This is a genomic window from Aquipuribacter sp. SD81 (assembly GCF_037153975.1).
Classification (GTDB): Bacteria; Actinomycetota; Actinomycetes; order Actinomycetales; family JBBAYJ01; genus Aquipuribacter.
This window is the reverse complement of record NZ_JBBAYJ010000016.1, coordinates 57,594-76,044: the sequence shown is the minus strand read 5'-3', so window position 1 is coordinate 76,044 and position 18,451 is coordinate 57,594. Positions and strand designations below refer to the sequence as shown.

The 18,451-nt window shown below is 70.3% G+C and carries 21 protein-coding genes; 9 read left to right on the top strand and 12 right to left on the bottom strand.

The window, feature by feature from the left end:
* Window positions 1-7 precede the first annotated feature (7 nt).
* The 9 genes from WAA21_RS11275 to WAA21_RS11235 form a co-directional block, all read right to left on the bottom strand.
* Window positions 8-1,171: a restriction endonuclease subunit S gene (locus tag WAA21_RS11275; RefSeq protein ID WP_336922904.1), complete on the bottom strand. Its 1,164-nt coding sequence runs from the start codon at window positions 1,169-1,171 to the stop codon at window positions 8-10.
* Window positions 1,168-2,634, bottom strand: coding sequence for a type I restriction-modification system subunit M (locus WAA21_RS11270; protein WP_336922903.1), 1,467 nt, complete (start codon window positions 2,632-2,634; stop codon window positions 1,168-1,170). The genes WAA21_RS11275 and WAA21_RS11270 overlap by 4 nt, the downstream gene beginning before the upstream one ends.
* A gap of 216 nt (window positions 2,635-2,850) precedes the next feature.
* Window positions 2,851-3,456, bottom strand: coding sequence for a phosphatidic acid phosphatase (locus tag WAA21_RS11265; RefSeq protein WP_336922902.1), 606 nt, complete (start codon window positions 3,454-3,456; stop codon window positions 2,851-2,853).
* A complete protein-coding gene (locus WAA21_RS11260; RefSeq protein ID WP_336922901.1) occupies window positions 3,453-4,679 on the bottom strand; it encodes an MAB_1171c family putative transporter in 1,227 nt (408 codons plus the stop codon). The genes WAA21_RS11265 and WAA21_RS11260 overlap by 4 nt, the downstream gene beginning before the upstream one ends.
* Window positions 4,676-5,137 (bottom strand): hypothetical protein, encoded by a 462-nt coding sequence (locus WAA21_RS11255; protein WP_336922900.1) that lies wholly within the window; start codon window positions 5,135-5,137, stop codon window positions 4,676-4,678. The genes WAA21_RS11260 and WAA21_RS11255 overlap by 4 nt, the downstream gene beginning before the upstream one ends.
* A 144-nt stretch (window positions 5,138-5,281) precedes the next feature.
* Window positions 5,282-5,749, bottom strand: coding sequence for a helix-turn-helix domain-containing protein (locus WAA21_RS11250; protein WP_336922899.1), 468 nt, complete (start codon window positions 5,747-5,749; stop codon window positions 5,282-5,284).
* 99 nt (window positions 5,750-5,848) lie between these two features.
* On the bottom strand, window positions 5,849-6,673 hold the full coding sequence (locus WAA21_RS11245) for a M23 family metallopeptidase (protein ID WP_336922898.1): 825 nt from the start codon (window positions 6,671-6,673) through the stop codon (window positions 5,849-5,851).
* Window positions 6,674-6,837: 164 nt separating this feature from the next.
* Entirely contained in the window at window positions 6,838-7,194 is a 357-nt protein-coding gene (locus tag WAA21_RS11240; protein ID WP_336922897.1) for a hypothetical protein, read from the bottom strand.
* Between the two features lie 230 nt (window positions 7,195-7,424).
* Entirely contained in the window at window positions 7,425-7,643 is a 219-nt protein-coding gene (locus WAA21_RS11235) for a helix-turn-helix domain-containing protein (RefSeq protein WP_336922896.1), read from the bottom strand.
* Window positions 7,644-7,785: 142 nt separating this feature from the next.
* Here WAA21_RS11235 and WAA21_RS11230 point away from each other — a divergent pair, with 142 nt between their 5' ends.
* The 7 genes from WAA21_RS11230 to WAA21_RS11200 all read left to right on the top strand — a co-directional run bounded on the left by WAA21_RS11230 (window position 7,786) and on the right by WAA21_RS11200 (window position 15,566).
* Window positions 7,786-8,049: a hypothetical protein gene (locus WAA21_RS11230; protein WP_336922895.1), complete on the top strand. Its 264-nt coding sequence runs from the start codon at window positions 7,786-7,788 to the stop codon at window positions 8,047-8,049.
* Window positions 8,050-8,078: 29 nt separating this feature from the next.
* The gene (locus tag WAA21_RS11225) at window positions 8,079-8,834 is read left to right on the top strand and encodes a hypothetical protein (RefSeq protein WP_336922894.1); all 756 of its coding nucleotides are present in this window, start codon (window positions 8,079-8,081) and stop codon (window positions 8,832-8,834) included.
* Window positions 8,831-10,168 carry a hypothetical protein gene (locus WAA21_RS11220; protein ID WP_336922893.1) on the top strand — a complete coding sequence of 446 codons (1,338 nt, stop codon included), beginning with the start codon at window positions 8,831-8,833 and terminating at the stop codon, window positions 10,166-10,168. The genes WAA21_RS11225 and WAA21_RS11220 overlap by 4 nt, the downstream gene beginning before the upstream one ends.
* Window positions 10,155-11,666, top strand: coding sequence for an SCO6880 family protein (locus WAA21_RS11215; protein ID WP_336922892.1), 1,512 nt, complete (start codon window positions 10,155-10,157; stop codon window positions 11,664-11,666). The genes WAA21_RS11220 and WAA21_RS11215 overlap by 14 nt, the downstream gene beginning before the upstream one ends.
* A 122-nt stretch (window positions 11,667-11,788) precedes the next feature.
* On the top strand, window positions 11,789-13,336 hold the full coding sequence (locus WAA21_RS11210; protein WP_336922891.1) for an ATP/GTP-binding protein: 1,548 nt from the start codon (window positions 11,789-11,791) through the stop codon (window positions 13,334-13,336).
* Window positions 13,333-15,108 carry a type IV secretory system conjugative DNA transfer family protein gene (locus WAA21_RS11205; RefSeq protein ID WP_336922890.1) on the top strand — a complete coding sequence of 592 codons (1,776 nt, stop codon included), beginning with the start codon at window positions 13,333-13,335 and terminating at the stop codon, window positions 15,106-15,108. The genes WAA21_RS11210 and WAA21_RS11205 overlap by 4 nt, the downstream gene beginning before the upstream one ends.
* Before the next feature lie 41 nt (window positions 15,109-15,149).
* Window positions 15,150-15,566 carry a DUF4913 domain-containing protein gene (locus WAA21_RS11200; protein WP_336922889.1) on the top strand — a complete coding sequence of 139 codons (417 nt, stop codon included), beginning with the start codon at window positions 15,150-15,152 and terminating at the stop codon, window positions 15,564-15,566.
* A 31-nt stretch (window positions 15,567-15,597) separates the two neighbouring features.
* Here the strand turns inward: WAA21_RS11200 and WAA21_RS11195 are convergent, their stop codons facing one another.
* Window positions 15,598-16,254, bottom strand: a complete 657-nt coding sequence (locus tag WAA21_RS11195) for a class I SAM-dependent methyltransferase (protein WP_336922888.1) — start codon at window positions 16,252-16,254, stop codon at window positions 15,598-15,600.
* Between the two features lie 305 nt (window positions 16,255-16,559).
* Here WAA21_RS11195 and WAA21_RS11190 point away from each other — a divergent pair, with 305 nt between their 5' ends.
* Window positions 16,560-17,003: a hypothetical protein gene (locus WAA21_RS11190; protein WP_336922887.1), complete on the top strand. Its 444-nt coding sequence runs from the start codon at window positions 16,560-16,562 to the stop codon at window positions 17,001-17,003.
* Window positions 17,004-17,042: 39 nt separating this feature from the next.
* On the opposite strand, the gene WAA21_RS11185 is transcribed toward WAA21_RS11190, so the two are convergent.
* On the bottom strand, window positions 17,043-17,492 hold the full coding sequence (locus tag WAA21_RS11185) for a hypothetical protein (protein WP_336922886.1): 450 nt from the start codon (window positions 17,490-17,492) through the stop codon (window positions 17,043-17,045).
* 118 nt (window positions 17,493-17,610) lie between these two features.
* Between WAA21_RS11185 and WAA21_RS11180 the strand changes: the two genes are divergently transcribed.
* A complete protein-coding gene (locus WAA21_RS11180; RefSeq protein WP_336922885.1) occupies window positions 17,611-17,865 on the top strand; it encodes a hypothetical protein in 255 nt (84 codons plus the stop codon).
* An 85-nt stretch (window positions 17,866-17,950) separates the two neighbouring features.
* Here WAA21_RS11180 and WAA21_RS11175 read toward each other — a convergent pair whose 3' ends face one another.
* Window positions 17,951-18,451, bottom strand: a complete 501-nt coding sequence (locus WAA21_RS11175) for a metallophosphoesterase family protein (RefSeq protein WP_336922884.1) — start codon at window positions 18,449-18,451, stop codon at window positions 17,951-17,953.

Genomic DNA, 18,451 nt, shown 5'->3' with positions numbered 1-18,451 from the left:
GCATGGGTTACAACTCCCCTCGGAACGCGCGGGACTGGAGGGAGGCGAAGAGCTCTTCGTAGGCGGCGGCGGAGCGCCACTCGTCCCTGAGCCTTGCATTGATCTCTTCTGCGATCGTCACGAACGCGCGCTGTTGTGCCAGCCCGACCCACTTGACTCTGAGCTCTCGCTGGGCCGTGATCGGAACCTGATTCCGCGTTGTTTGTGCCATGTTGCTCGTCAGTTGACGTTGGAAGAACGACGACCGTAGGGAAGCTGCGAGGAACCTCGGGTCCAGGAGAGCCGGGTTAGAACGAAACGACGTCAAGGACGTGCCAATGAGGGCTTCGCCGAACTGGCCTTCATATACGGCGACCTTCCCGACCGATGCATTGTGGGAGAGCAATACATCGTTTCGCCGAATCCATCCGACGCGAAGCTGGCGAGCCTTTGTCTCATTGAGGTGGTCGACCGCTTCAGTGATGAACGTTCCGTCATCACGAACGGCTTTGGCGGTGAGGAAAGGAACGCCGGAAGGAACGAACTCCTCCGCCCGCGGGTACACGCTGCCGTGGTTGCCGTCCTTGTGGACCGTCAAGGCTCCTTCCCTCAAAAGCGTCGCGATTGTGACCTCTGTTGCTTCGCGTGTATGGCGATCGTGTTGAGACTCGATCAACTCCAGGTACAACCGCCGACCACCTTGTCGCCGGGCCCGGAGGGTGTCGGCGTGGTCGAGAATCGAGCCGATGCGGTGCTGCTCGGGGAGCGGCGGGAGCGGAATATCGAGGCCCAGAAAGGCGGCTTCCTTCACGCGGTTCTGCCCTGATGCACCCGCGCTGACACGCTCGAGGGCAGCCAGAAAGGAGGGCGTCTGAACGTATCGGTTGAGGTAGCGCGCGTCCAGCCTGGCGGAATCCACGTCGAAGAGCGGGAACTCGTTGGTGACGACGACGCCATCGAGTTCGACTGGGACGAGGGCCATCGCGCCTCGTCGCGCCCAGATACGCGAGAATACGAATTGACCCGCCCGCCCGCGGTTGCCAGTGAATGGCTTGGGTGCCTTGCCGTCGCCAACAGTCCGCTGCACGGCGCCCTTGCCGTGGAGCTTGACCGAGATCAGTCGTGCGGTTGCGGGGTCTTCGACGCGGACGGGATCCTTGCTTGGTCGGAGGACCTCGCCCAAGGCGGTCACGGGAGCATCGCCTTCAGCTCGGCGAGGCCCGTGGTGATCTCGTCTTCGAGAGTTTCGATGTCGGCGATGATGTCGAGCGGGGCGCGGTGCTCAATCTCGTTGTGAACGATCTCCTTGTAGCGGTTCAATGAGAGGTCGTAGCCCTGGGCGACGATGTCAGCCTTGGGGACGAGGAAGGACTGCTCGGTGCGGGCCCGGCCCCTCTCTGGCGAGTCTGGTTTCGACAAGCTCAACCAACGACTCGCGACGTCGGGGAGGTCGTTGGCCCCGATCGGGTTGCGCTTGTCGTCGAGGCTGAACCCATCGGCGCGGACGTCGTAGAACCAGACGTTGTCGGTGCCGCCGGAGTTGGTCTTGGTGAAAAACAGGATCGCAGTCGAGACGCCAGCGTAGGGGCGGAACACACCCGACGGGAGTTTCACGACGGCGTCGAGCTTCTGGTCCTCGACGAGCGTCTTGCGCAGTGCCTTGTGCGCCCTGCTCGATCCGAACAGAACGCCGTCCGGGACGATGACGGCCGCGCGGCCCCCGGGCTTGAGCAGCTTCAGGAATAGTGCCAAGAAGAGCAGCTCGGTCTTCTTGGTCTTGACGATGCGCTGGAGGTCCTTGGCGGTGGCCTCGTAGTCCAGCGATCCGGCGAAGGGCGGGTTGGCGAGGATGAGCGTGTACTTGTCGGCGTCTCCCGCAGCGCCTTCGGAGAGAGAGTCGCGGTAGCGGATGTCGGGTGACTCGATGCCGTGCAGGAGCATGTTCATGCTGCCGATCCGGAGCATCGTGGAGTCGAAGTCGTAGCCGTGGAACATCGAGGCGTGGAAGTGCTTGCGCTGCGCCGAGTCGAGCAGCGCGTCGGCGTGGGTGTCGCGAACGAACTCGCTGGCGGCGATGAGGAAGCCGGCTGTCCCGCACGCCGGGTCGCAGATCTCGTCGCGCGGCTGAGGTGCGGTCATCTTCACCATCAGTTCGATGATGTGGCGCGGGGTGCGGAACTGGCCGTTGACACCCGCGGAGGCAATCTTGGAGAGCAGGTACTCGTACAAGTCGCCGTTGGTGTCGCGATCGGCCATCGGGATGTCGTCGAGCATGTCGACGACCTTGGACAGCAACGCCGGAGTCGGGATGGTGAAGCGCGCGTCTTTCATGTGCTCGCTGTAGGTAGTGCCGTCACCCATGTCCCGCAGGAACGGGAAGACCTCGTCGGCGATGGTCTTGTGCATGACGTCGGGGGCGGCGTTCTTTAACTGGCTCCAGCGCAGGTGGGCCTGGCCGGGCAGGAACATCGGGTTCTCGACCGGCGCCTTCGTGACCCGCGCCTTTCTCTCGGTCAGGGTCTGCATGTCGTCGAGGCGGCGGATGAACAGCAGGTAGGTGACCTGCTCAATGACCTCGAGCGGATTGCTGATGCCGCCAGACCAGAAGGCGTCCCAGACGCGGTCGATCTTGCTCTTCAACTCGCCAGTGATCACGCACGAGACTCTAGGCGTGGCGGAGCTGCTCAGGGCGGACATGGGTGACATCGCTGCCAGATCTGTGGGCGTACCTCCTGAGCGGCCGGATGGCATCCCGCCCGTGCCGATGACCCGTTTACCTGGACGTGCTGCCCGAGGCGCGAGTGACCGGCAGTCCGCGGACCGTGGACGGGCCGGCGAACAGCAACCCGCATCGGGACGACCCATTTGGCCCTAGCGCAGAGTCGTGAAGACGAGCCCTGCGACGACCGCGCCCACAACGGCGCCTGCGGCTACTTGAGCGACCGTGTGATCCCTCAGAACCACACGCGCCCAGCCCGTGGCCACCACCAGCGGCCAGGCCAGCGCGCTTACCCATCCCAGCGTCAGCGTGAGGATGACGACCGTGCCCGCCGCGACGCCGGTGTGGATCGAAATCTGCCAGACGGCCGTGATGGCCACCGTGATGACTAAGCCGGTCAGCATGGCCACCACCAGCGCTGAGAGATCGCCTGGAGCGTCCTCGAGCAGCACGAGGAGGCCGAATCCGACGATCACCGACACGACACCGAAGCCGAGCGGCAGGAACCGCTGGGTTCGCTGCCTCACGTGCCGGTCGCCGATCCGGCCGCCCCGCACGGCCAGCAGCAGGAACGCATATGGGATGACGCCCGTGAACAGCGCGGCCAGGCAGCCGTAGGCGAAGCCGGTCAGCCCGCCCGCCCGGGCGCCCACGATCGGCGGCAGGACGATGGCGAGGTGCGCCGGGGAGAACACCTCGGTCAGCACGCGGGCGGCGCGCTGCTGACGGGTCACCGGTCCCGCCTCGACAACGCTCACGTCGTCGAGTGTCCCGTCACCGAGGCGACCGGCTCAGCCATGACGGCGGCGACAACCGGTCGAGCGGCACGGCGCGCCGCGTCGACAGCCCTCAAGCGGTGCACCTCCTGCATGGGCGTGCGGTCCTTCGAGGCACGACATTGCCGTGGTGACGCGGGGGCGGCGCCGGTCGCGCGAGCAGCCATAGCCAACTCGAGAAGTGCTCGCTCCTCAACGGACGAGCGCATGCGTGCCGGTACGTCTCGCGCGACGTGGCGCCTGACTGCAGCCACCTGAGCAGGGGTCACGTACTGATCGAGCACGAGCAGCCCGTCGAGGATCTCCATCAGCCGACGGAAGAGCAGCAGCTCCGCCTCATGCCATCCGGTCAGAGGGCGAGAGCCAGCGCGTGTCGCTTCCTCAGCCAACACGCGCTCGAGGGACACCTCCGTGGCGGCGGTCGTGACCTCTACCCAAAGCCGGCGCAGGCGCGCGTACTGGTAGGCCGCATGCACCTGTCGCAGCGGCCGGCGTTCGACCAAGGCGGGCCACATCACGCCAGCAACGATGCCGACGATCGAGAGGGCCAAGAGCGCAGGAGTCACTACTCGCTCGGAGCCGGCGAGCGCCTGCTCCGGGGTACCGGCAAGCCGGGCAGCCACGTACAGCACCTTGAGTGCGACGTAGATGAGCCCGGCCGCCACGCCTACCGTTACGAGCGACATGCCCGTCCGCAATCCCCCCGGTGGCGTGGTGCGGCGGTACCACCAGGCCAGGCGACCAATGCTGGCCAAGGAGAGACCCAACGCGCCGAGGAACACCATCCAGTAGGCACCGATGACGGGCTCGTCGCCGTAGGCCGCGGTGAAGTTGGCAACCTCCCGGTCGGCTGGACTGAGCACGAACAGCGCGACCAGCAGGAGGACGACCAGACCCGCGACCGACCGCCGCGCTGCACGCCCCTTCCGTGCCTGGGGCAGGTCCTTCGTCAGGCCCCCCACGACCTCGTAGGACTGCCACGCAGCCGCGATGACGAAGGCGTGCTTGAGCAGTTGGCTCACGTTCGCCGGCGCAGGTTCGACGTCGACTTCGGCAGCCACCGCCGGCACGTTGAGCGTGCTTGCAATCGCGCAGAAAAGCAGTGCCCACCACAGAGGACGTTGGGAGGGGTCGCTCAGCCGTCGGGTGCGCGCCCCGACCGCGACCCAGAGGAGCAGTGCAGGGGCGACGACGAGGACACTCACCGGCTGGGCCCGAAGAGCTGGTGGGCCCGGCCGACCTCGGCGCCATGGTCGCCACGAGGCGGCGCCCACGCGCGGCGGCCGAGCAGCAGCCAGGCGAAGACCTCCGCCTCCTGCTCCTGGGCCGTCGTGTACGACGTGCGCCCGAGGACTCGGTCGACGACGGACGGGTCGAGGCTGGGGAACAGGCGCGCGCGGTAGGCCCTCACCAGCTCCGGATCCGGCTCGTGGTCCGCGAGCAGGTGGCCGATCTCGTGCGCGACGATGTTGTCGCGCTGAGCGCCGGTCGTCGTCTCCTCGACGAAGACGACGTCGGCGTCCGGCAGCGGGACCCATAGACCGCACGGTGCTCCTGCCACAGCGAAGCGGTATGGCACGAGGAGAAGCGGACGTCCCCGGGCGGTGATGAGCCGCTCGATAAAGACGTCGAGGTCGAACGGGTCGGGGACGTCGAGGTCCACAAGACGGCGCTCGCAGCGCGCGCGTAGGTCAGCGTCGGCAGAGAAACGCGCCGCGCGGCCGCGGGCGATACGACTGACGATCGACATGCTCACCGCCCCTTGCGGACCGGTTGACCTTCGTGACAGTGGCTTACACCCGGATTGTCACATGTCGTCGGTCGGCTCGTCAGTGGCCTGTGGACGACCACCGCCCCGCCGCCGCGACTCCCCTTCGAGGCGTCGCGCGCCGTCGATCACGTCGCGGACGAGACCGAGGCTTTCCGGCGACAGGCCCGCAGCGCGCAGGGCCACCGACCTAACGCCGGCGTCGCGCATAGCGGTGAGCAGCGCGAGCTCGGCGTCGATGCGCTCGGCCGCGGCGTCGTCGAAGAAGTACGCCGTCTCGACCCCGAAGTACCGGGCGAGCGCCTGCAGGTGCTTGAGCGTCGGGTTGTCCTTCAGCCCGGTGCGGAGCTGCCAGATGTACGACGGGGAGATGGTCGGTCCGCCCTGCTCCGCGATGGCCGCCGCCACCTCCCGGTAGGTGGGCTCGTCTGCCCCACGCGCGCGGACGCTGGCGAAGAGGTGGTCGAGCTTGGACGCCAGGGAGCGGGGCTCCGGGCTGTCGGCCATGCCTCGCTCCTCTCGGCGGTCTGCGACGTCAGCAAGTATCGCCGCTCAGGTGTCTCTCTGTGATCAACGTAGAGGTGCCGACGGCGTGCCGAGCGCGGGTCAGACCACCACACCGAGCGATCGCAGGAACGGCGCCGGGTCGACGAACTCCCCGCCACGTTGGACCTCGAAGTGCAGGTGGCAGCCGGTGCTCATGCCGTTGCTGCCGATGCGACCGATCGCGGTCCCGCCGGCGACGGGCGTGCCGACAGTGACGAGGACGTCCTCGTTCCACATGTGGGCGTAGCGGGTGAGGACCCCGCCGCCGTGGTCGATGACGACGAGCGTGCCGTAGCTGGACGCCGGGCCGGCGCGCACGACGAGCCCTGGTCCGGCGGCGTAGATCGGCGTCCCGCAGGGCCCGGCGATGTCCATGCCGGAGTGGAGCTTGCGCACGCCGGTGATCGGGTGGATGCGGTAGCCGAAGGGGCTGCTGAGCCGACCGGCCGCCGGCCTGACCCAGCCCTCCGTCGTGATGTCGCCCGGCGGCGCAGGTTGGCAGCCGCTCAACGCGACGTCCCCGGTGAGGGCACTCACCACCTCGACGGCGGCGGGCCAGTAGCGCTCGTAGTGGTAGGGGTCGGCGTTCCGCTGGGTGCGGTGGGCGGCGATCGTCGGCGGCAGCGACTCCCAGCCGTCGACGGCGAGCAGGGCGCGGTAGAAGTTCGTGCTCGAGATGAGCGGGTCCATCCGGTCCGCGTAGCTGCCCCACGCGCCGTTGTCCCGTTGCTGGAACAGACCGCGGCTGTCGGGCCCGACCGCGTCGCCGTAGTCGAGGACGCGCAGACCGGACTCCCCCATCGCCGTCATGACGGCGATGAGCTGCCCCCGTGCGGGGACGCCGAGCGCACCTCCGGCGGTCAGGACGGCGGCGGCGTTGCCCAATTGCTCGGGGCCGTAACCCGCGACACTCTCAAGCGGAGCTCCGCTCGGATCGAGCACCACCGGAATGCCGCAGGCCGCCGTGGGTGGCGGGGGAACCAGCGCCACGCCACCGACGCCTCCTGCGAAGGCGAGCGTGAGGCCCAGCAGCAGCCCGACGAGGCCCCTCACGGCTGGGCCGCGTCGGTCACGGGCGGCACGAAGCGCTCGACGAGCCACGGCTCGCCCGCTCCGGCGCGCGACATGAGCAGCGTGTAGACGCCGACGTCCGTGCCGACGTCGACCTCGACGACGAACACGCTCGGCGGCTCCTCGGCCGAGAGCACGCCGTAACGCACCAGGCCGATCGGGACGTTGGTCGGGTCCGTCGCGGCGTAGGCCGCCTGCGCGGACGGCGACAGGAGCGGAGCGAGACCACCCCACCACTCGTCCGCATCGGCGTCCGCGCCGTAGGCGGTGACTGCGCTGATGGCCGCTCGGACCGCTGCGTCGCCCGTGGCCGCGTCCCAGGTCGGGACCGCCATCGGTGACGACTCAAGGTCGACGTGCGCGTCAGGGCCGGCATGGTCGTGGCCGTTGGCCGGGTAGTCGTCAAGGCGACCGACGTCGCTCGCCACCGCCCGCGCCACAGCGGTAGCGGACGCTGGCGTCTCCATCGCGACGGTCGTGGGGTCCGCCGGCCCGCAGGCCGAGAGCGGCAACGCGACGAGGGCGACAGCAAGGACGCGCCAGCCGACGGGGCCCGTCGAGACGGTCACGCCTCGGCCCCGTGCCGGTTGTGCCGTAGCTCGAGGTGGTCGCACACCTCGTCACGAAGGATCACCCATGTGGACCCAACCTTGTAGGCAGGGATCTCGCCGTCGCGGAGCCAGCGGTAGACCGTCGGCTCGCGCACGCCGAGGAGCTCCGCGACCTGCGGCACCGAGAGCCGGCGGGGCAGGTCCCCCAGTAGCTCGTGGATATGGCGCGCCATCCGTTGTGCTCCTCACCGCGGTCCACCGCAGAAGACAATGAGCTCTGCCTGTAGACTGTGGTGTACAGAACGGCGTAGCGTCCAGCCCTGTCGTCAGATGTGAACGGACGACTTCCGACAGCACCGGCAGGAAGGAACAGCCGTGAACGGTCTGCTCAACGTCCCGCTCGCCCCGGTCCCCACACCGGGGGCTCCGCCCGGGTCGGCGCAGTTCCTCACGATCCTCAACTGGGTGTCGTGGGGTGCGCTCGTGATCTGCGTGGCGGGGGTCATCTTCGCCGGCATCGCGATGATCATCTCGAGTCGCCGGGGCGAGGGCGGTGAGCACATCGGCAAGCTCGGCACCGTCCTCGCCGGCTGTGTCGTGGTGGGCGCGGCGTCCGGCTTCGTGACCGCCCTCGTCTGAGGCGCCGGGCAAGGGGGACGGGGGATCTGATGACGGACACGAACGACGAGGCGGCCGGCTCGCCGCGACGCCGCGGCTTCGTCGTAGCGGCGGTCTTCGTCGCCGCGCTGCTGGTCGCGGCCGTCGTGGCGCTGGTCCTGCCGACTGCTGACCCGGGCCAGCGACAGCCGACGGCGGAGGAGCCACCGGTCGCCGGGGCGTCCGCGATGGACACCGAACAAGACACGACCGACGCCGCCGAGTGCGACCTGCCCGCCTCGGACCAGGCCGTGCCGCGGACCACCCCGACGGACACGGAGTGGGAGCTCGTCGGACGTGTGGTCGCCCCGACCGCGCCGGAGGTCCACGGCCCGGCGCTCACCGAGCCGGTCAGGTCGTGCTTCGCTCGCACGCCGATTGGCGCGCTGTACGCGGCAGTGAACGCCCTGGCGGCGACGACGCTCCCCGACGGCGGCCGGGTGCTCGCCGAGGATCTCGCCGCCGAGGGCCCGGGCCGCGACGTGGCCCTCGACAACCTCTCAGATGCGCCCCCGATGCCGGCGACCTCGGGGGCGCCGTTCCAGCTGGCCGGCTTCTCGTTCCTGTCGTGGACCGAGGACGAGACCGTCATCGACCTCGCCGTCCTCGGCGTCGCCGATCAGCAGGGCGTGTACGCCCACGCACCGATGACCCTCCGCTGGGAACGCGGCGACTGGCGGCTGGTCTACAGCCGCGCGGGCGCTCCCTTCCCCCGCGTGCAGGCGTTGCCCGGACTCGCGGGCTACGTGCCGTGGAGCGGCACGTGACGACGCCCGCGGCTCCGCAGTGCGAGGTCTGGCAGGTCGACTGCCAGCTGCAGGAGGTCGCAGCCGAGGTGCTGACGGACACGCTGGCTCGGCTGGCCGTGGCGGTCGGTGACGCCGTCGGGGCCGTCCTGACGTCGCTGTCGACGCTGTGGGTGGACATCGGGACGCCCAACCTCACGACGTCGGGCAACAACCCGTCCGACGCCGTCGCCTTCATCCAGGGGTCGCTGTGGTGGTACATGGCCACCGCGGCAGTCCTGTCGGTCACCGTGGGCGGTGCCCGCATGGCGTGGGAGCGCCGAGCAGAGCCAGGTCGAGACGTCCTCCGCTCCCTCATGACGCTCGCCGTCGTGTCCGGGTCCGGCCTTGCCGTCATCGCCCTGGCCGTGCAGGCGGCGGACGCCTTCGCAGAGTGGATCATCGACCGCTCGACGGTCGGCACCGACTTCGGCGAGAACCTCGGCGCCCTGCTCCTGACGCCGCTCATCACGCCGACCGCGGTGGGCGACGGCCTCCCCGCGCTCCTCGTGATCGTGCTCGGCGTCGCGGGGATCGTGACCTCGTGCGTCCAGATCATCCTCATGATCGTCAGGTCGGGGATGCTCGTGATCCTCGCCGGGATCTTCCCGCTGTCGGCCGCCTTCACGACCACCGAGACGGGACGCACGTGGTTCCGTCGGTGCTGCGCGTGGCTGCTGGCCTTCATCCTCTACAAGCCGGCCGCCGCCATCGTGTACGCAACGGCCTTCCGCTTGTCCGGCGCCGACCTGTTCGGCGACGAGGCAGGCGCGGGCATGCTCGACGTACTCGTCGGCGTCACGATGATGGTGCTCGCCATCCTCGCGCTGCCGGCTCTCATGCGGTTCGTCACGCCCGCCGTCGGCATCATGGCCGCGTCCTCGAGCGGCGCAGGAGCGGGACTCGCCGTCGCTGCCATGGGCGCCATGCCGAGCGGCGCCGCGTTCGCGCGCAGTGGCCGGAGCGGCGCAGCCGGCTCCAGCGGCCCCTCTGGCTCGCGCGTGTCGGCAGGCTCTGGCTCGAGCCAGGGCGCCTCAGCCGCGCGCCCGCCGAGCGAGCCGTCGGGCGCGGGAGCGGCTGGCAGCGCCTCACGTGGCGGGGCGACCACGAGCGGGGCAACCACGAGCGGGGCAACCACGAGCGCGACCGGCGCCACCGCCGCCCGTGTCCCGGCCGCCGCCGCAGCCGCGGGCGGTCCCGTGACCGCCGCAGCCGTGACGGCAACGAGGTTGACCGTCCAGACCGTCAACGCGCTCAAGCAGTCGGCCGACAGCGCGGCATCTGGAGCCGATGGGGGACCTCATGGCAGTCGCTGAGACGGCGAGCACCCGCCCACGCACGTACGGCAACTGGCGGCGCCCGACGACACCGGGCCTGCTCGGGATGGGCGCCCTCGGCACCCTCGTGCTCTTCGTCGGGCTCGTCAGCCTCATCATCACGTGGTTCACGGGAGGCTTCCGCGCCACGGTCCCGACAGCAGTCCTCTTCGCGTCGGCCCTCGCGCTGCTCGCCCTCCGGGACCGCCACGGCGCCACGGCCGCCGAGCGACTCGGACGGTGGGGGCTGTGGCGGATCGGGCGCCGACGCGGCTTGCACCTGTACCGGTCGGGACCGCAGTCGTCGGCCCCGTGGGGGACCTACCAGTTGCCCGGCCTGCTCGCCGCGTCGCAGCTGAGCGAGTGGACCGACTCGTGGGGCCGCCACTTCGCCCTGCTGCGCGTGCCCTCGACCGGCCACTACTCCGTCGTCTTCGCCACCGAGCCGGACGGCGCCTCGCTCGTCGACGCCGAGCAGGTCGACCTGTGGGTCGCGCAGTGGGGGGCCTGGCTTGCGTCCATCGGCTCCGAGGCGGGGCTCGTGGGTGCGAGCGTGACGGTCGAGACGGCGCCGGACTCGGGCAGTCGACTCAAGCAGGAGGTCGAGAAGCAGGCCGCCGCGGACGCGCCGGCCGTCGCCCTCGCCATGTTGTCTGAGGTCGTCACGCGCTACCCGGAGGGCTCGGCCACCATCCGCGCGTGGGTGACCCTCACCTTCTCTGCCGCCCCGCGGCCGGGGGCGCGCCGACGGACGGCGGCTGAGGTCGGCCGCGACCTCGCCTCCCGCCTGCCCGTCGTCAGCCAGGGGCTGCTCGCCACGGGCGCCGGCGGCGTCCGGCCGGTCGGAGCGCAGGAGCTCTGCGAGTTCGTCCGCGTCGCCTACGACCCGTCGACGGCGCTGACGCTCGACGAGGCGCGTCACGACCGGTCCGTGCCCGAGCTGCGCTGGAGTGACGTAGGACCCGCCGCGACGGAGGCGACCTGGTCGACGTACCGGCACGACAGCGCCCTCTCGGTCACCTGGGCGATGACCGCACCGCCACGCGGCGAGGTGTACAGCTCGGTGCTGCACGGCCTGCTGAACCCGCACCCCGACGTGGACCGCAAGCGCGTGACGCTCGTCTTTCGTCCCCTGGACGCGGCTCGCGCGGCGCGCATCGTCGAGATCGACAAGAGAGCTGCCGACTTCCGGGCGACGGTCAGCGACCGCCCGTCTGCACGGGCCATCAGCGAGCAGCGGTCCGCCGCCGCGACTGCGGCGGAGGAGGCCCTTGGCGCCGGGCTCGTCGACTTCTCGCTGCTCGTGACGGCCACGGTCGCGGAAGAGGACCGGCTGCCTGACGCCATCGCCGCGATCGACATGCTGTCGGCGTCCGCCCGCCTGCAGCTCCGGCCGATGTACGGCTCGCAGGACGTGGGGTTCGCCGCGTCGCTCCCCCTCGGTCTGGTCCTGCCGGCGCACTCGGCGCTGCCGACCTCCATCCGGAGCGCGCTGTGAGCCTCCGCCGTCGAGCGACCCCGCCGCGAGGAGGCCGGCGACCCGGTCCACGCGGCTGGACCGGACCCGGCCGGGGAGCAGCCGCACTCGTCGAGCCGGCACCCGAGTTCCGAGGGACGACGGTGCAAGTGTGTGGGCTCTACCCCTTCGCCGCGGGCACCGGGTCGCCAATCGTCGGGGTGCCGCTCGGCCAGAACCTCATCAGCGGGGCGACCGTCGGGTGCGACCCCATCTCGTGGTTCCGCCGCGCCAACCTCATCGCCAACCCGAGCGCGTTCGTCCTCGGCCTTCCCGGGCTCGGCAAGTCGACGGTCGTGCGGCGGATGGCTCTCGGCCTCGCCGGCTACGGCGTGCTGCCGCTCGTCCTCGGCGACCTCAAGCCCGACTACCTCGACCTCATCACCGCCATGGGCGGCGACGTGCTGCCCCTCGGGCGTGGCCGCGGGCACCTCAACGTCCTCGACCCCGGCGAGTCGACCGCGGCGGCACGCCGCCTCACGGGCCGAGCGCGGGAGGAGGTGCTCGCCGACGCCCATGGCCGTCGGCTCACCACCGTGAGCGCCCTGCTGACCATCGCGCGCGCCGCTCCCCCCAGCGACCGCGAGGAGGCGATCCTCGACCGCGCACTGCGCGTCCTCGACGACCGGACGGTCGACCGTGGCGCCGTGCCCGTGCTGGGTGACCTCGTCGAGGTGCTGCGCTCCGCGCCGGCGGACGTGCGACAGGTCGCGCTCGACCGAGGCGACATCGACCGGTACCGAGCGGTCACCGAAGGGCTCGAGGCGTCGCTCGTCGCCCTCGTCGAGGGCGGCCGCTTCGGGCGGATCTTCGCCGCGCCGACGACCGCGCCGATGCGCCGCGACCGTCCGGTCGCCTTCGACGTCAGCGCGATCGGCGACGGGGAGACCGACCTGCAGGCCGCCGTCCTGCTCGCGTGCTGGTCGACCGGATTCGGCGCGATCAACGTCGCGCACGCCCTGGCCGACGCCGGCCTCGAGCCGAGACGGCACTACTTCGTCGTCCTCGACGAGCTCTGGCGCGCCCTGCGTGCGGGGCGAGGCATCGTCGACCGCGTCGACGCCCTCACTCGACTGAATCGGCAGCGCGGCGTCGGGATGGCGATGGTGTCGCACACCATGAGCGACCTGCTCGCGCTGCCGAGCGAGGAGGACCGGATGAAGGCACGCGGCTTCGTCGAGCGGGCCGGCATGGTCATCTGCGGCGGGCTGCCGTCGGCCGAGATCCCGATGCTCACCTCCGCGGTGGGCATGTCGCGCGCCGAGCGGGACCTCGTGACGAGCTGGACCACTCCCCCGTCGTGGGACTCGGCGGTCGGCGACGCCACCGCGCCACCGGGGCAGGGCAAGTTCCTCATCAAGGTCGGCGGACGTCCGGGCATCCCCGTGCAGGTGACGCTCACGTCGGTCGAGGGGAGCTTGAACGACACGAACAAGAAGTGGCGCGCCGTCGACCCCGCCACCATCCGTGGCGCAGACGCCCCCGACGGCGGGGGCGTCGCTGCGGCGGAGCGCATCAACCTGGACGCCGTCACCAACCCTGTCGAGTCCCTCGAAGCGATCGACCTCGCGGCGCGCGACCAGCTCGCGCAGTCGTTGGACGAGTCCGACGCGGAGACGGCGTCGCCTGCCTCTGCGGACGTGTCGGCATGAGCGCGACGACGAAGCGGCCGTCGACCGCCGTCGCCGGCGAGACGGCCCTGCTGTGGGTCGGCGTAGTCGGCGCTGCCTTCGTGACGGGTGTCGTGGCCGGAGCCGCGCACGTCGGGCACCGCCTCGACGGCACCGGGGTCGAGCTGCCTCGCAACCCCTTCTCCGTCGTCATCGGCGTACTGGACGGAAGCCTGCCCTGGACGTCGTCGGCGACTTGCATCGCCTGCGGTCTGGCGGCCAGCCTTGCGGCGGTGGGCACGCTCGTCGCCATGTTGTGGTGGCGGCGCGGCGCCAGCGGTGTAGCCGTCGACCGAGCCGCTCCGCACCTGACGCGCGGCTCGGCGCTGCGTCCCGTGAGTCGTCGGGGGTCGACAGCGACCGCGGTCCGGCTCGGCGTCGAGGGCTCACCCGGGCTGCCGCTGGGCCGGTCGCTGACCGGGCAGGAGCTGTTCTCCTCGTGGGAGGACAACGCCGTCGACATCTGGGGTCCGCGGACCGGCAAGACGACTGCTCGCGCGATCCCCGCCGTCCTCGCCGCTCCCGGAGCCGTATTGGCGACCTCGAACAAGCGGGACCTCGTTGACGCCACCCGCGACCCGCGAGCAGCACTCGGGCCGGTGTGGGTCTTCGACCCGCAAGGCGTCGCCGGGGAGGAGCCGAGCTGGTGGTGGAACCCGCTGACGTACGTCACCGACGAGGTAAAGGCCGCGATCCTCGCGGACCTTTTCGCCACCGCAGCCCGGGAGCCTGGCGCTCGCTCCGACGCGTACTTCGACGCCGCCGCCCGCGAGCTCATGGCCGGCTTACTTCTCGCGGCCGCCGTCGCCCGCCGGCCACTCACGCAGGTCTACCTGTGGCTCACCGACCCCACTGACGACGAGCCGGTTGCCCTACTGCGCGAGGCGGGCTACCCATTGCCGGCCTCGGCGGTGTCCGGGGTCGTGAACGCTCCCGACAAGCAGCGGGCGGGTGTCTACGGCACCGCCCAGCAGCAGGCGTCGTTCATGACGAACCGCCAGGCGATGGCCTGGGTCACCGATGGTCCTGTTGGCGCCGGTGTAGCCACACCGGTCCTCGGCGGCGTGCCGAACGGCCGGGCGCGGCGTCAGTTCTCGACGGAGGAATTCGTCCGGACCACCGGCACCCTGTACTCCCTGTCCAGGGAAGGGCGCGGCTCCGCGGGCCCGCTCGTCGCCGCCCTCACCGTCGCCGTGACCGAGGCCGCCGAACAGCTGGCGATCCGATCCGCCGCCGGCCGTCTGCCGGTGCCGCTGGTCGCGGTGCTCGACGAGGCGGCCAACGTGTGCCGCTGGCGCGAGCTGCCCAACCTCTACAGCCACTACGGGTCCCGCGGCATCGTGATGATGACGGTCCTGCAGTCCTGGTCTCAAGGAGTCGAGGTGTGGGGCCGCGACGGCATGCGCAAACTCTGGTCCGCGGCCAACGTCAAGGTGTACGGCGGCGGCGTCAGTGAGGTCGAGTTCCTGTCCGAGCTGTCGCAGCTCATCGGTGAGTACGACGTGCGGTCGGTCTCGACCTCGCATGGCAGGGGCGGCCGCTCCACCAGCCGCTCCGTGCGCCGCGAGCGGGTGCTCGACGTTGCCGACCTCGGCTCGCTGCCCCGAGGGCGCGCGCTGCTCTTCGCCTCCGGCGTGGCTCCGACGCTCATCAGGACCGCGCCGTGGATGACAGGACCGCACGCGCCGGCGGTCCGAGCGTCGATCGCTGCTCACGACCCGAGCGCCCGTGTGCGCATGGAAGCGACGAGCTGATGTCGGGCGCTCCGGAACGTCCTGACGTCAGCGCTACCGACATGTTCGACCTGCCGCGTGACGAATGGGACGACGATGCACCTGAGGGCAGCGACCCGGCGGGCCTCGACAGCCAAGAACCGCAGCTCTACTTCCCCAACGTCGAGGTGTTCGTTCTCGAGTACCTCGCCCCGACCTACTGCCGGTCCCTGGAAGGGACGCAGCGGGTGTGGTGCCTCCAGTGGTGGCGCCACGCCGAGGCGATCAACCGGCTGGAGGCGCTCTGGCGCGCCTGGGAGCACCTGCGACTGGAGCCAGCCACCGGCATGAGCGTCTGGTGGCGCGACCACGCGGACCCTCACATGGCGGCCCTCCTGGCCCCGGACGGCCCGTTCAAGGGGTGCGGTACCGAGCGTGGCCACCAGCCTCGGTCAGCCCCGTTGCCCGTCTCGGCGGCTCCGGTCGGCCTCTTCGATTGATCGAAGCTGCAGCTCGTCCGCACTCGGATCGTCAACCGGGCAAGGGCGGTCGCGGGCGTCGGGCGGCCAGAACGACCTGAGGTGGCTGGTCACCGGAGGCGGGGAATCGCACCTCCGCGACCGCTTCGAGTCCTGCGCCAGTGAGCATGTCGACCAGCTGCTCGGGCAGCCAGCGGTGTGTCGTCCACGTCACCGGCACACCGCCGTAGGCCTGCCGACGAGGGACGTCGTGATCTCCGACGTGTGTCCCCATCAGCACCTGGCCTCCGGGCACCAGGGCCTGGGCGAAGTCGACGAGGACCTCGGGCAGCACCTCGCGGGGCAGGTTGAACAGCGACCACCACCCGAGCACGCCCCCCAGTGATCTCGGCGCCAGGTCGAGGTCGGTGGCGCTGGCCACGTCGAACCGCAGAGCCGGGTATCGGCGCCTGGCGTGCTCGACCATCCGGGGCGACAGGTCGACCCCACGCGCGTCGAGTCCCCGTGCGGACAGGTGGGCGGTGACATGCCCTGGCCCGCAGCCGACGTCCAGGACGGGACCCAGCCCGGCGACGTCTTCGGCGAAGGCGTCCAGGGCCGCCCGCAGCCAAGGCTCGTCCTCCAGGCGTCCCACCGCGAGATCGACGTAGGCGTCAGCCACCCGGTCGTAGGAGGCGCGCACTTCGTCGAGATCGGCGGGCTGCTGCATCTGGTCGACGCTAGTCGCGACGCCGGCTCATGAGGCGGGCCCCTGCCGGCGGGTGCTCGAAGAGCATCGTCAGCAGGGGATCCGTTGCTGACGATCGGGGCCGGGCGGGTTCTGCGTCCAAGCAGCTGACGTCGGCGATCTCACCGACGAGGCCCGCAGATCGGATTTAGCCTCACCCCGTGCGGTGCTCACGTCGCCCGGGGGGTCGTCAGGGGGCGCAGCCCTTTCTGCTGGCCGCAACAGCGATGCTGCTCGTGCCTGTCACGGCCTGCGGGGCATCGTCAGCCGACGAAGAAGAGGTTGCCGTGACAGCAGCAGAGAAACCCGAGCGCTTCACCATCGCCCCGGACGATTACCACGTGCCCTTCGCGGGGACCGCGGAGGATGGCCGCAAGTTCTTCCTCAGCCAGGAGCTGTTTGCCAGGGACTCCTATGTCGGCCTGTTCCTCTGGCACCCAGACGGAACCTTCGACGAGGTCCGTGTCGATCCAGTGCCGCGTCCGGACGCGCTGCCGCCGGGGCAGGCCGGCCCCGCCGGTGCCGATGCGCTTGTGCAGGCTCGGCTGGCTGAGCTCGGCGACTACGTCCTCGAGGAGATCGAGGTCGAGCCCTTCATCGAGCAGGTGGACGGCGTCGACTTCGGCTGGCGGATCGGGCAGTACAACGGCGGCGAGTACTTCATCAACATCGAGCCGGGCAACTTCATCGCCTACTACGAACCGTGGGACGGCCTCGAGTACGACACGTGAGCGACCCCGTCCCAAGAGCCGATCCCAGTTGGATGCCGGCTACCCGAGAAGACGCTCGTAGTAGCTGCGAACCGAGGGGAGGAAGAAGATCGCCCACGCCAACAGCGGGAAGAGGAGGGACAACGCGACGAAGAGGTTCAGTTGTAGGCCCCCGTCGTCGTTCACGACAAGGCGGCCCACGGCTCCTACCGCGATGATCAGAGGCAGCACGACGAGGGCAACCATTCGAGCTCGTCTGCGCTGGCGCCACAGGGCTCGCGCACCCAGCAGCGCCCCGATGCCCAGAGCGAGCAAGCTGATGCCGAAGGGGAAAGCCTCCCATTGCAGCGAGGCGTCACCCGCGACGAGCGCGAGCGTGACGATCGTGAGGTAGACGACCGCGCCCAGGGTCGTTCCTAGGCCGACGAAGACGAGCACAGCGAACGCGAACCACAGGACCTCGGGGGGACGCACCCGTTGCATCAGGACGGCGTCACGGGTCTTGCTCACGAACCCGATGTTCCGTTGTCGACGGACTAGTGGTCCACCGATCGCGCCAGGACGGCCCCAGTAGCCGATCGTTCGCGGGACGCGAGCAGAGGGATCCCGCACTGGAGATACTTCTGCTGTGCCTAAGTGGGAGCCAGACCTGTCGATAGAGCCGCCGCCTTGGATGGTGACAGGTGCGAGGGTCGTGCACGCCACCTTCGGCCCAGGGGCGATCGGTCACGTCGGCCACTACAAGGACATCCCCACGGTCTGGATCGACTTCGACGACGGCCAGACGAAGGCACTTGCTCTTGAGTTCGGCACGCAGCACTTGGCACCTGAGACGGACACCTGCCGTCCCGAGCGCCATAAGTGGCTCAGAAGGAGACGGTAGGCGGCGGGGAGTTGGCGGCACAGCCGCCCCGGCGTCCGGTTGTCGATCGGTCACCGGACACGCATCGAGGGCGCTCCGTCAAAGGTCAGCGGCCGTCGCGGGGTCCGAAGGCGGCCAGGGCGTCGGTGTCGCTGGCTGCTGCGCGCAGGAAGTAGTCGGCCCACTCCTGCCGGTCGGGGTAGCGCGACTCCCGGACGACGCGGGCCACCGCGGCGTTGACGTCGACGGGCGTGTGCTGCAGCGTGACGGCCCCGTCGTGCAGCAGCGCCCACGCGCCACCGGCACGCCCGTATGGCATGTGGATGCTGCCCGGATTGACCACCATTCGACGGTCGACCAGGCGCACGAACGGCATGTGGGTGTGTCCGCACACCACGGTCCTCACCTCCGCCGGGAGGTCGGCCAAGACCTCCGCCCAGCGCTGCAGCCCGCTGTCGACGAGCACGACCTCCTCGTCGTCCCGCGGCGTGCCGTGGCAGAACAGAACCGGACCGAGCCCGTCCACCTCGATGGTGACCGGGTGCGGTAGCGCCGCCAGCAGAGCGACGTGCTTGTCGGTGAGCTGCGCGGCCGCCCACGGTGACAC